This is a genomic window from Albidovulum aestuarii (assembly GCF_029961185.1).
GTDB lineage: Bacteria > Pseudomonadota > Alphaproteobacteria > Rhodobacterales > Rhodobacteraceae > Albidovulum > Albidovulum aestuarii.
In genome coordinates this window covers 860,485-873,167 of record NZ_JASBQQ010000001.1, presented here as the reverse complement: position 1 = coordinate 873,167, position 12,683 = coordinate 860,485, and the positions used below count along the sequence as shown (strand labels likewise).

General features: G+C 58.5%; 11 protein-coding genes and 2 pseudogenes. 12 read left to right on the top strand and 1 reads right to left on the bottom strand.

The window, feature by feature from the left end; genetic code table 11:
• Positions 1 to 119 precede the first annotated feature (119 nt).
• Positions 120 to 569 (bottom strand): annotated as a pseudogene (locus QKW60_RS04465) (IS66 family transposase); the annotation flags it as partial.
• Positions 570 to 805: 236 nt separating this feature from the next.
• Between QKW60_RS04465 and QKW60_RS04460 the strand changes: the two are divergent.
• The 12 genes and pseudogenes from QKW60_RS04460 to QKW60_RS04405 all read left to right on the top strand — a co-directional run bounded on the left by QKW60_RS04460 (position 806) and on the right by QKW60_RS04405 (position 12,573).
• Positions 806 to 2,011, top strand: coding sequence for an urea ABC transporter substrate-binding protein (locus tag QKW60_RS04460; RefSeq protein WP_282366772.1), 1,206 nt, complete (start codon positions 806 to 808; stop codon positions 2,009 to 2,011).
• 58 nt (positions 2,012 to 2,069) lie between these two features.
• Complete coding sequence (locus QKW60_RS04455; RefSeq protein WP_282366770.1) at positions 2,070 to 2,936, top strand: branched-chain amino acid ABC transporter permease; 867 nt, start codon at positions 2,070 to 2,072, stop codon at positions 2,934 to 2,936.
• A gap of 12 nt (positions 2,937 to 2,948) precedes the next feature.
• Entirely contained in the window at positions 2,949 to 4,760 is a 1,812-nt protein-coding gene (locus tag QKW60_RS04450; protein ID WP_282366769.1) for an ABC transporter permease subunit, read from the top strand.
• A complete protein-coding gene (locus QKW60_RS04445) occupies positions 4,753 to 5,451 on the top strand; it encodes an ABC transporter ATP-binding protein (RefSeq protein WP_282366767.1) in 699 nt (232 codons plus the stop codon). Before QKW60_RS04450 ends, QKW60_RS04445 begins: the two co-directional genes overlap by 8 nt.
• A gap of 1 nt (position 5,452) precedes the next feature.
• On the top strand, positions 5,453 to 5,602 hold the full coding sequence (locus tag QKW60_RS04440; protein ID WP_282366765.1) for a hypothetical protein: 150 nt from the start codon (positions 5,453 to 5,455) through the stop codon (positions 5,600 to 5,602).
• Positions 5,589 to 6,935, top strand: coding sequence for an amidase (locus QKW60_RS04435; protein ID WP_282366763.1), 1,347 nt, complete (start codon positions 5,589 to 5,591; stop codon positions 6,933 to 6,935). Before QKW60_RS04440 ends, QKW60_RS04435 begins: the two co-directional genes overlap by 14 nt.
• 44 nt (positions 6,936 to 6,979) lie before the next feature.
• Positions 6,980 to 7,675: a HupE/UreJ family protein gene (locus QKW60_RS04430; RefSeq protein WP_336619148.1), complete on the top strand. Its 696-nt coding sequence runs from the start codon at positions 6,980 to 6,982 to the stop codon at positions 7,673 to 7,675.
• A 246-nt stretch (positions 7,676 to 7,921) separates the two neighbouring features.
• A complete protein-coding gene (locus QKW60_RS04425; RefSeq protein ID WP_007195955.1) occupies positions 7,922 to 8,215 on the top strand; it encodes an IS3 family transposase in 294 nt (97 codons plus the stop codon).
• An 8-nt stretch (positions 8,216 to 8,223) separates the two neighbouring features.
• A complete protein-coding gene (locus QKW60_RS04420) occupies positions 8,224 to 8,421 on the top strand; it encodes a hypothetical protein (protein ID WP_282366737.1) in 198 nt (65 codons plus the stop codon).
• Between the two features lie 51 nt (positions 8,422 to 8,472).
• Positions 8,473 to 10,290 (top strand): annotated as a pseudogene (gene istA, locus QKW60_RS21060) (IS21 family transposase); the annotation flags it as partial.
• 51 nt (positions 10,291 to 10,341) lie between these two features.
• Positions 10,342 to 10,647: an integrase core domain-containing protein gene (locus tag QKW60_RS04410; RefSeq protein ID WP_282366874.1), complete on the top strand. Its 306-nt coding sequence runs from the start codon at positions 10,342 to 10,344 to the stop codon at positions 10,645 to 10,647.
• Positions 10,648 to 10,926: 279 nt separating this feature from the next.
• On the top strand, positions 10,927 to 12,573 hold the full coding sequence (locus tag QKW60_RS04405; RefSeq protein ID WP_282366735.1) for an IS1634 family transposase: 1,647 nt from the start codon (positions 10,927 to 10,929) through the stop codon (positions 12,571 to 12,573).
• Positions 12,574 to 12,683 lie beyond the last annotated feature (110 nt).

Here is a 12,683-nt window from a genome sequence, read left to right as displayed (position 1 = left end):
CACTTCTGGGGAAAGTTCAGGCGGCGTTGACACGCCTGCATCCCCGACTACAAGATCACCAAGGTCGACGATCTGCTGCCCTGGCTCTGGAACGGATAGCGGTCAGACCGAACGCTTACGTTCAACGCGATGAGACGCGTTGTCCGCTCGACGGTGTTGTTATCGAGTTCGATCCGGCCATCGGTCAGGAACAGGCAGAGGCCGTCTCTGTATTTGGCCATGTATTTCAATGCCTCGCCCAGTGTCGATTTAGTCGCGACACGGGCGCGATGGTGTGTGAGCCAGGCTTCGAGGTCTGCGACGATCGGTGCGGAGCGTTCCTGTCGCGCCGCGCGGCGGGCGACGGGATCACGCCCCCGGATCTCAGCCTCGACGCGGTAGAGGTCGCCGATACGCTTCACGCCCTCTTCCGCAATTGGCGCCGGGCCGGTGCGGGTGATCTCGACCAGCTTGCGCCGGGCGAGCGCCCAACAGAAAGCCAGCCGGATATCGGGGCCGACCCGATCAGGGGCGAGCAACCGGTTGTAGCCAGCATAGCCGTCGACCTGGAGCACGCCGCCGAAGCCTTCTTAGATCCACTCGGCATGGCATCAGTCGCGACCGGGCGCTTAAGCTACTTGACAAAGTTAAGCTACTTGACAAAGCCAATGAAAAGTGCAGATCATCGCCGCGTGCTAGGAAGCACATAAAATCACCAAGCGACACAGCTGGACGTTGACGCCCTAGCGGGACGCTTGTGATTATCCTCAATGAAATTCCCGCCGCGAGTCTGGTTCAGCCTGTCTTTATTCAGGGAGCGTAAGCTATGAACAAACTGCTAGCGGCATTGAGCCTTACAACCGCACTGACGATGACCACATCCGCCGCCTTTGCCGAGGTCAAGATCGGCGCGATATTCGACCTCTCCGGTGGATTGAACATATACGGAATACAACAAGACCAAGCGCTTGATCTGGCTGTTGCCAGCATCAACGAAGCCGGTGGAGTAAATGGCGAAGACATCGTTGTCGTCGGGTATGACGCTCAGTCTGAACTTTCCAAATACACTCAGTTCGCACAAACCGCCGTCCTGCGGGATGGAATTTCGGCCATGTTCGCGGGTTTGACCAGTTCCTCGCGAGAGGCCCTCCGCCCGATTCTGCGCGAGGCGAACATCCCTTACTTCTATTCGTCGCTCTACGAGGGCGGTGCCTGCGATCGCAACACGTTCGTGACCGGTTCGTCAGCCTCCCAGCAGTTGAGCATTCTGATGAAATGGGCTGTCGAAAATTATGGTCCGCGCGTCTATATCATGGCTCCTGACTACAATTTTGGCACGATTTCCGGTTACTGGATTCACAAGTATGCGGAAGAGCTCGGTGCCGAGGTTGTTGGAGAAGATTATCTCCCCCTCTCCATGACAGACTATGCGCCAACCATACAGAAAATTCAGGCCGCGAAACCAGATGTTGTCGTCGCAATTCCCGTGGGTTCTGCGCAAACGGGTTTCCTTGAACAATTCGCGGCGGCTGGTCTGAAAGAAGACATCGGCCTTATCTCCACGAATTACGGCTCGGGCAACCAGCAGATCGTCGTGTCACCACAGGCGGGCGAGGGCTATATGTCAGTGATGAATTACTTCCCTTCTGCCTCAGGCGAGACCAACGCCAAATTTCTCGCAGCATGGGAAGAAGCCTATGGAACCGACACGCCGGTGGTTACCGGATCCGTAGACGTCTGGAACGCTGTCCATCTTTGGGCCGCGGCTGCGAATCAGGCCGGAACGACCGACACCGATGAGGTGATCGCGGCACTGCAAAGTGGGATTTCTTACGAAGCCCCAAACGGCACGGTCACGCTTGAGCCAGGTTCGCACCACCTGCGGCAGAATATGTACATCGCGCGTGGCAACGCCAATAACGGTTTCGATATCGTCGAGACCTTCACGGACACTGCACCGACGTTTGAAAATGAGATCTGCAACTTGGTGGATAATCCTGATGTGGTAGAGCACTTCACCCCAGAAAACTAAACGACACCACACAACAAAAGGGGCGGCCTCGAAGGTTGCCCCAGCTTCGGGAGGATCCATGGAACTCGATTTCTTGGCGACAGTTTTGCTGTCATCTTTATCTAGCGCATCCATTCTGTTGATCGCCACGCTTGGCCTTGCCGTTGTGTATGGCCTGATGGGAGTGATCAACCTCGCGCATGGCGAGTTTATCATGGTCGGAGCTTATTCGGCACTGACCGCGACACAGATCGGGCTTCCATTTCTGCTGGCCATACCCTTTGCCGTGGTCACGACCATGATTATCGGCGCAGTGGTCGAGTTGTTGATCATACGCAAGCTCTATGGACGGCTCTTTGACACAATGCTGGCAACGTGGGGCCTTGGCATGGTCTTCAACCAGGTTGCGATTCTATTGTTCGGAACTGTGTCGCCCGGCATCGGGATGCCGCAGTGGAGTTTCAAAGTCGGTGACTACAGCCTCGCAGTATACCCGATCCTGATGATTTTCGTGGCGGCAGTCATGCTCGCCTTTATCTATTTGCTCATGACGCACACGGTCTATGGAATGAAGGCCCGAGCCTCAATCCAGCAGCCGCAAATGGCTCAGGCGATTGGCATCGACTCGTCTCGGGTCAATACTATGACTTTTGCGATCGGGAGTGGCCTCGCCGGGCTTGCGGGTGCAATCCTGCTTCCAATCATTCCGGCAACGCCTTCGATGGGCCTTTTCTTCGCTGTAAAAGGCTTCCTTACGGTTGTCGTAGCCGGGCCGGTCACATTGACGGGGAGTGCTCTTGCAGCCCTTGGCCTCGGCGGCGGTGCATCCGTGACCGCCAGTTTCATGACATCCGTGGTTGGCGATGTCTTCTTCTTCCTCGTGACCGCCATTCTGCTTTGGCTCTACCCGATGGGTATTTCCGCCAAATGGCGCCGAAAGCTTTAGAGGCCATCGGATATGTTTGAAAAACTCCATAAAAATGCAGGCCTGATCTTTCCAGCGCTTGCCACAATTATCGCACTGGCTCTGTCTGGAACCTTGAATCCATACCTCGCTTTCGTTGCCACATCCTGGGTTATCTTTGGCCTTTTGGGTCTGAGCCTGGATGTCATCTGGGGGCGTGGAGGTCTGCTCAGCCTGGCTCAGACGGCCTTCTACGGATTGGGCGGTTACTTTGGCGCAGTCATTGCGATCAACTTAGCGCCGTCGTCCGGCATGACTTTGATCTGGGCCTTACCATCCGCGGCTGTTTTCGGCGCTCTGATCGCGGTCGCCCTCGGCTATGTTATCTTCTACTCTCGCATGGGTGAGTTGCAGAGCACGATCCTGTCCTACACTTTTACCCTGTTGCTTTGGTCGGTGACCCAGACTTTCAAATTGGACGTGGGTGAAGCCCGTATCGGCGGCGACAACGGACTCTCAAACATCCCCGGGATCATTCTGGGGTTTGGCTCCGAAGCCAAAAAGCTTGGTCCGAACGAGGCCTTCGCAACTGTCGTCGTCGTCACCGCAGCAGTCTATTTCTTCACGCGCTGGCTAATGCGAAGCAACTTCGGCAAGATCGTGGATTGCATTCGCATCGATATCGAGAAAACGGAGCTTCTGGGCTACGATATCCGCAAATATCAGCTGTTGAACTTTGCCTATTCAGGTGCCGTTGCAGGGCTTTCGGGCGCACTCTTCGCATTGTGGGCAAACTACCTTAACCCATCGATTTTCTCCGTCCAGGAAGCACTTCTCGTTCCGATTTATGTCTTGGTGGGCGGCCTGGGAACACTCGCCGGGCCTTTCTTGGGTGCCCTTATCATCGGGGGTCTTTCATTCTGGCTTGGCGGTGGAGCAGCAGGCGGTCAAACGACTTTGATCCTCGGCACGACACTCATCCTCTTGGTAATGTTTTTGCATAACGGGTTTCTGGGTGCACTGGATACTCTCTGGAAGAAGTTCCTGGCTGATCCCAACGATGCCGCTCGTAGTGCAGGGGCAGTGAAGATCGACACCGAAGTGCTCGACAGCATTCTCGAAGAGGCCGCAGCCCAGGCCGGTCCCGCGAAGAACCTTTCGACCGATGAAGCCTTCAAGCGATTTGGCGGCGTAATTCCGGTCAACAAGGTCTCGCTCGACTTTGCATCCGGTCGGCCCTATTCACTCATCGGGCCAAACGGTGCGGGTAAAAGCTCGTTCTTGAAAACCTGCGTGGGCATCTATCGCCCCGAAGGTGGCAAGATCCTTCTCGACAAGGACGACATTACGAAGACGGCAATCTTCGAGCGGGTTCACAAGGGGATGGGCGTCAAGAACCAGAAACCCCAGGTCTTTGGTGAAAACACCGTGATGGAAAACCTCTGGATCGCAGCTTTTGCACGCACAAGAGACACGGTACAAGCCGATAAAACCGCGACCCGCATTCTCGGGATGTTGGGCATGGAAGAACAGAAGTCTGTGCAGGCCTCAGCTCTTTCACATGGTCAGCAGCAGTGGCTCGATATCGGAATGGTGCTCTGTCTTGCACCTCGTGTCGTGCTTCTGGATGAACCAGCCGCGGGCATGACAAATGAGGAAACTCGCGAGCTGTCCTTGCTGGTCCGTACCTTGGCCAAGCATACGACGGTGGTTGTCGTCGAGCATGACATGGAATTCGTGCGCACGCTGGAAGGACATGTGACTGTGCTCCACCAAGGCGAGTTTTTTGCAGAAGGGGATATTGAGACGCTCAGAGCGAACGATGCTGTCCTCGATATCTATTTGGGGAGAGGCGAGCATGTTTAAGATCAAGAACGCCACTGGTGGATATGGAAAGACCACTATCATTCGGGATGTCTCCATACACGTGAACGCCGCTGAAATCGTTGCCCTTCTTGGGCGTAACGGGGTCGGGAAATCCACTCTGATGCGCTACGCGACAGGACTTATCAAGGCGACGTCAGGTTCGGTCGAGATTGCCGGTGAAACAGCGCCGCCATCACCGGCAAAACGGGCCCGCCTTGGATTGGGTTACGTACCTCAAGGCCGGTTCGTCTTCCCGCGGATGTCTGTGACCGAGAACATCGCCGTTGCAGCAGCATCAAATGGCTTTGAGGCAAAGAAAACCGTCGCGGCGATACTGGAGGATTTTCCCCTCTTGCAACCCAAGGCCAACGATCTCGCGGGCGGATTGTCCGGCGGACAACAACAGGTCCTGGCCTTGGCCCGGGCCCTCGCAACACGACCGAAAATTCTTCTGCTCGATGAACCGACCGAGGGTGTTCAACCCTCGATCATCGACGAAATGGCCGGGGTTTTAAAACGGATCAACGAAGAGCATAAAATTGCAATTCTTGTCGCTGAACAGAACCTCGATTTTTGTTTGTCGATTTCGGAACGCGCCTACGTGATGGAAAAAGGCACGATCAGTATAGAGACGGATCGCGACAGCCTGCGCGCTGACAAAGAGCTGCAACAGGAATTGTTGGGTGTGTGAGATGCCAGATCAACTCAGCGAGGATCAGCTCAAGCGCATCAAGGCAACTCTGGCACGCATTCGCAGTGGGCTTTCGAAGTTGAAAGTTGATCAGTTCAGTGAACCGGCCCATATTTTTTTACCGGAGGCTCTAAGCAGTGTCGAAAAGTGAGAGCTTATCCGAGCTTGTTGTCGCTTTGGCAGAGGGACGGCAAACGCCCGACTCCCTGGCAAAGCAGTCTCTTGAGCGCGCAACGCAACTGGCCGACTTGAATGCGTTCGTCGCAATAGACGAAGAAATCGTCATCGCTCAAGCCAAAGCGGCAACCCAGAGGCGAAAGACGGGCAAACCCCTCAGTCCCATCGATGGTGTGCCAATCGCGGTCAAAGACAATTATCTTACGAAGGACTATTCCACCACTGCCTGCTCGAACGCTCTGCCGTTGGAGCCAAAGGGTATGGACGCAACTATTGTCGCCAACCTCCGTGCCGCTGGCGCTGTCATCTTTGGCAAGACGAACATGCACGAATGGGCATTCGGCGCGACAAACTCCACGTCGAGTATCGGTGCGACGCGCAACCCGCATAACCAGGAGCATATCACTGGTGGCAGCAGCGGCGGTTCAGCAGCGGCGGTTGCCGCTGGCATTGTCGGAGCGGCCCTTGGCAGTGATACAGGCGGGTCTGTACGGATTCCGTCATCTGCCTGTGGTGTCTACGGGTTCAAGCCCACTTACGGGAGGGCGTCTCGGCATGGCGTTCTGCCACTGAGTTGGTCGCTGGACGCGCCGGGGCCGATCGCAGCTGGTTTGGATGACATCGCCCTTCTGCTGCCCTATTTTCTTGGAGCCGACAAGCGGGATGCGTCTACCACGCTGGCAAAGCCGTTCAGCCCGGAGACCGCCCCGGAAAAGCTCCGGGTTTTCCACCTCACCGGTGCAGGGCTGGAGCGTGCTGACGAGGTGAACAGAGTCGTGTGCAGCGCATTGTCTGCGCCGGATGTCACTGTGGCTGATGCTTCGTTGCCTGACATGTGCAGTTACTTTGCGGCTTGGGAGACCATTTTGCATGTCGAGGCGTCATCCTTTCACGAAGCCCTGCTTTCCCGCACTGACAGCGGCTTCTCGTCAGTCACAAGAGCACATTTGGAAGCAGGGAAACAACTTACAGCGCAAGAGGCACTGCATGCCCAGAAACTGCGCGCGCGGTTTAGCGACCTTCTCTTGAATGGACTCGGCGACTGGGATGCCTTGGCCCTCCCGACGCTGCCTGTCGTCGCACCGCGCCACGGCGAGGATCGTCAGAAATTCGGCGGACGCAATGTCACTACACAAGATAGTATGACGTGGTTCTGCTGGCTTGGTAACCTTGCAGGATTGCCCTGTATCAGTCTGCCTACAGGCGTCTCGAAAAATGGTCTTCCCATTGGGATGATGTTGATGGGCAGGCCAGGGAAAGACGAGGTTCTACTGGATATCGCACGGCGATTTGACAAAAGGCCGTAGCCTCTGGCAGAGGCAGAAATTTGGTGAGGAGCTATTTTCTCAATTTGGCCATTGCCGTCACGGAACAGGCCCTGCTGATAGGAACGCCACTCACAATCGAAGAACTCAACGCGACGGGCAGTATTGTGGGTGTGCTGACCGACCCAAACAGGAAGGAACCGACCATGAAACGAATTCTCACAACTGCAATACTCGCGCTTGGTGCAACCCCGACAGTCGCACATCTCAGCCCGGAACAATATGGCTCGTTTGCCGCGGGCCTGTCGCATCCTGTGTTCGGTCTCGACCACATTCTTGCGATGATAGCAGTGGGCCTCTGGGCTGCCGTGCTCGGGGGACGCGCGCTTTGGGCGCTTCCTGCGTCGTTTGTCGGCGTTATGATGCTGGGCTACGTCGCGGCGGTGTTCGGGTATGGTCTGCCGTTCGTGGAGCCGATGATACTGTTATCCGTCCTTGCGTTGGGGCTTGCAGTTGCCCTGTCCCTATCTCTGCCGGTCTTTGCGGCAGCGGGTATTGTCGGAGTGTTCGCGCTGTTTCACGGCCATGCGCATGGCGGTGAACTGGGGACAGCCGCAGCGCTTAGCTTCGGAGTCGGGTTCGCATTTTCGACGGCTCTTTTGCACGGGATCGGTGTTGCCCTGGCCGTCGCGGCAGGTCGCGCGCTGACCGGAACAAAAGCCATTCGGGGACTGGGCTGGGCAACAACACTCGGTGGCGTGTGGGTGATTGCCGCAGGGTAATTGTTCCATCCCGGATGATCACATCGACCCTCGGCGCTCTGCGTTTTTTGTGGCAAGATCGTGTGTAGATGCCTCCTGTTTGGCAAGCGTTATCTTCGGTCTTTCGGCAGGGTCTTCGATCGGACGTGTGTCAGGCCTCTGAATGTGGCCTTCCATGACGCCACGGTGAGCTACCCCCCGAAATTCGGACACTGACATAAGCTACGCTTTGCAGTCTGCTGATCTTCGACGAGAAGGAGATCAGAGATGTCTAAACGCAAGCAGCACGCGCCCGAGTTCAAGGCGAAGGTCGCGCTGGAGGCCCTGAAGGGCGAGGAGACCGCCGCCGAGCTGGCGAGCCGGTTCGGGGTCCATCCAACGATGATCCACCAATGGAAACGTGCGCTGCTGGAGGGCGCGTCCGGCGTGTTCGAGCGCGGCGGTCGCAAGAAGCCCGAGATTGATGAGGAGCAGGTGAAAGAATTGCACGCCAAGATCGGGGAGCTGGCGGTGGCCAACTCTTTTTTGGAACGAAAGCTCAAGCCCTGGGGCGGGAAGTGAGGCGCGGCATGATCGAGCCTGATCACCCGGATTTATCGATCGGTCAGCAGTGCAAGCTGCTGTCGATCGCGCGCTCGTCCTTCTATTATACGCCGAAGGGCGAGACCGAGCGGAACCTCGGCTTGATGCGGCGGATCGATGAGAACGGCGGTGCAAAAGTCGGCCACGGTAGCGGCGGGATGAACCTGCTGCGGGCGGCGGAATAGTCGTCCACCTTTACCCTTTCTGGCGGCAGGGAGGGTGGGAGGATTTTCACCGTGGACTTGTATCGGAAGGTTCGTCTGGCTTGTGCGGAAGGTATGAGCCAGCGAGAGGCGGCCCGGCATTTCAACATCTCGCGCGACAGCGTAGCCAAGATGATGGCGTTCTCGGTTCCGCCCGGGTATCGGCGGACGGCACCGGTGAAGCGGCCGAAGCTGGATGGATTTACCGAGATCATCGACGGCTGGTTGGACGGCGATCGGGAGGTCCACCGGAAGCAGCGCCATACGGCGAAGCGGGTGTTCGAGCGGCTTCGCGATGAGCACGGGTTCACCGGCGGCTACACGATCGTGAAGGATTACATGCGCCAGCGTGAACGGCGGGGCCGCGAGATGTTCGTGCCGCTGGCGCATCCGCCCGGACATGCCCAGGCCGACTTCGGCGAGGCGGTAGTCGTCATCGACGGTGTCGAGCAGAAGGCGCATTTCTTTGTCATGGACCTGCCTCACAGCGATGCCTGCTTCGTGCGAGCCTATCCGGCGGCCACTGCCGAGGCTTGGGTCGATGGCCACGTTCACGCCTTTGCCTTCTTCGGCAAGGTGCCGGTCTCGGTGCTCTACGACAATGACAGATGCCTGGTCGCGAAGATCCTGCCAGACGGTACGCGTCAGCGGGCCACGCTCTTCGGCGGGTTCCTGTCGCATTACCTGTTCCGCGATCGTTACGGGCGGCCGGGCAAGGGTAACGACAAGGGCAACGCGGAGGGCCTGGTCGGCTACTCCCGCCGCAACTTCATGGTGCCGATCCCGCAGTTCGCGTCCTGGGACGCATTTAACGCCGACCTGGAGGATCAGTGCCGCAAGCGCCAGGCGGATGTTCTGCGCGGCCAGTCCGAGACCATCGGTCAACGCCTCGCGCGGGATTTGGCGGCGATGTCCGAACTTCCCGCGGCGCCATTCGATGCCTGCGATCAGGCTACCGGACGGGTCAGTTCCCAGGCACTGGTGCGCTACAAGACCAATGACTATTCGGTGCCGGTCGCCTACGGTCACCGCGACGTCTGGATCCGCGGCTATGTCGGAGAGGTGGTCATCGGCTGCGGTGGCGAGGTCATCGCGCGTCACTCGCGCTGCCACGATCGCGAGGACATGGTCTTCGATCCGGTTCACTACCTTCCGCTGGTCGAGCGTAAGATCAATGCCCTGGATCAGGCAGCGCCCTTGGCTGAATGGGATTTGCCGCCAGAGTTCGCAACCCTGCGCCGCCTGATGGAGGCACGGATGATCAAGGCCGGACGCCGCGAGTATGTCCAGGTTTTGCGCCTGCTCGAGACTTTCGACATCGACGATCTGCACGCCGCCGTGAAGAGGGCCCTGCAGTTGGGCGCCGTCGGCTTCGATGCCGTGAAGCACCTCGTTCTGTGCCATGTCGAGAAACGGCCTCCGAAGCTCGACCTCGACGTTTACCCCTACCTGCCACGCGCCAATGTCGAGACCACATCGGCCGCCAGCTACATGGCCCTGATGGGAGACGGGGCGCTCGGGTTCTGGAAGGCCCTCGACGAGGTCTTCCCGGGAACCCGCCACCAGCGCTGCTGGTTCCACAAGGTCGCAAATGTTCTGAACAAGTTCCCGAAGTCGATGGCACCGACCGTGAGCTCTGATCTGCGCGACATCCATCACGGCGAGACCCGGGCCGCCGCCTTGGCGGCCATCGACACCTTCAAGGAAAAATACGGCACCAAGTTCGCCCCGGCGGTCGCCTGCCTGACCAAGGACCTCGAGGCGCTGCTGGCATTCTTCGACTATCCCGCCGAACACTGGGAGCATCTGCGAACCGCCAACCCCATCGAGAGCGTCTTTTCCACGGTCCGCCATCGCACCGTGCGCACGAAAGGCGCATTGTCGCAAAAGACCGTCAAGCTGATGGTCTTCACCCTCGCCTGGACGGACCGCTTGCGCCGATCCAGCGTGCGCATCTCAATGGATGGAAAAGGCCGGTTTCTCGACAATATCTTCATCGAGCGACTGTGGCGGACGCTGAAATACGAATGCGTCTACCTGCACGCTTGGGAAACCGGGTCAGAAGCGAAGGCGGCCATCCGGAAATGGATGACCTTCTACAACCACCAGCGCCCTCACTCGGCCCTCGGCGGCAAGCCACCGGCGCTGGTCTACTGGCAGAGAAATGATATCAACCAACCCGATCAGCAGGTGCAACGAGTAGCTTAAATTACGCCAGATCCTGTCCAACGATCGGGGAGTAGCTCACAAGATGCCGATTGTGAGGGCATCCACCGCATCAGTTCAAAGTCGGCGGAACTCCAACTCCACCTAAGCTACCCAACTTCGACAGTTAGCGGTCGATTTCCGAGGCGCGGCGATGTTGCGTGTGAATAAAATCAACGCGTTCGCGGCGCCGAGAGGTCCTAATACGAAAGGTAGTGTTGTGGCACGCCATCCTCATTTATAGCATTGATTGGTGAGGTTGCGGAATGATATGGTTGCGGCATGTATACCAAGATCACGCAATCCGGCGGACGCCGCTATCTCCAACTCGTCGAGGGCTTCCGCGACGATGCCGGAAAGGTCCGACATCGCGTTGTTGCCAGTCTCGGTCGGATCGATGACCTTACCCCACAAAAGCTCGACCCGCTCATCAACGGGCTGAACAGGGTGCTCGGGCGAACAGAAAACACGGCTTTCGATATCATCCCCGAAAGCGCCAAGTCCTATGGCGACGTCTTTACCCTGCACGAGCTCTGGAAAGACCTCGGCTTTGATCGCGCCTTGCAGCGTGTGCTGCGCTCGGGACGGCGCGAGATCGATGCCGAGGCGCTGATCCGCGCCATGGTGTTCAACCGCCTCTGCGCCCCGGACAGCAAGCTGGGCTGCCTGCGCTGGCTGGAGACGGTGGCCATGCCCGCGATGCCCGAGGGTGTGACCCATCAGCATTTGCTGCGCGCGATGGATGCGCTGATGGATCATGCGCAGGTCGTGGAGATCGAACTTGCCCGCCAGATCCGCCCCCTCGTCGATCATGATCTGGCGATTGTCTTTTATGACCTGACCACCGTGCGCATCCATGGCGAGGGAGAGGTCGACGACGACCTGCGCGCCTTTGGCATGAACAAGGAAACCGGCGGCATCGCCCGCCAGTTCGTGCTCGGCGTCGTGCAGACCGCCGAGGGGCTGCCGCTTATGCATACGGTCCATCCCGGCAATGTCGCCGAGACGAAGACACTCCAAGCGATGCTCAAGACGGTGCTGCAGCGCTTTCCGGTGCAGCGTGTTATCCTGGTGGCCGATCGGGGGCTGCTGAGCTTTGAGAACATCGGCGAACTCACCGCGCTTGCCGATCAGGACGGTCGCAAGCTCGAGTTCATTCTGGCCGTGCCGGCACGGCGCTACACCGAACTGGTCGGGACCTTCCACGGGCTTGCCTTCTCCGAAGATGGTTTGGCCGAGGCGCGCTTCGCCGACCACCGCCTGATCGTGGCGCATGACCCCGATCGTGCCGCTCTGCAATCGGCGCGCCGCCGGGACCGGATCGGTGAACTCGAGGCCATGGCCGAGAAAATGACCACACGGCTCGACGCTCAGGATGAGGGCAAGACAGCCCGGGGCCGCCGGGCCTCCGATCGCGGCGCCTACAGTCGCTTCACCCGCGCCGTCGCAGAAGCGGAACTCACCCGCTTTCTCAAGGCCGATTACACCGCCGATCGGTTCTCCTGGTCGCTGGACAAGGCGGCGATTGCCGAAGCCGAACTCTTTGACGGCAAGCTCGCGCTGCTGACCAACGCCCCCGACCTCACCCCCGCCGAAGCCGTCGCCCGCTACAAGTCCCTCGCCGACATCGAACGGGGCTTCCGGGTGCTGAAATCCGACATCGAGAACGCCCCGGTGCATCACCGCCTGCCGGACCGCATCCGGGCCCATGCCCTGATCTGTTTCCTGGCCCTGGTGCTCTACCGCGTGATGCGCATGCGGCTGAAAGCCAAGGGGCACAGCGCCAGCCCGCGCACGGCGCTTGATCTGCTGGCGCGCATCCAGAAACACACCACACACATCGGCCCCAGAACCTTCACCGAAATATCGAAAACCCAGCCCGAACAACTCGACCTCTTCGACGCCCTGAGCCTCGCTAAACCCGCCTGAGCCGCCGCGTTGTGGCAAAACCCGCAATGGCAGTTAAGCAATATCAATGGTTTGCCGGTTTAACTGTCGAAGTTGGGAAGCTACTTGACAAAGCCAATGAAAAGCGCGGA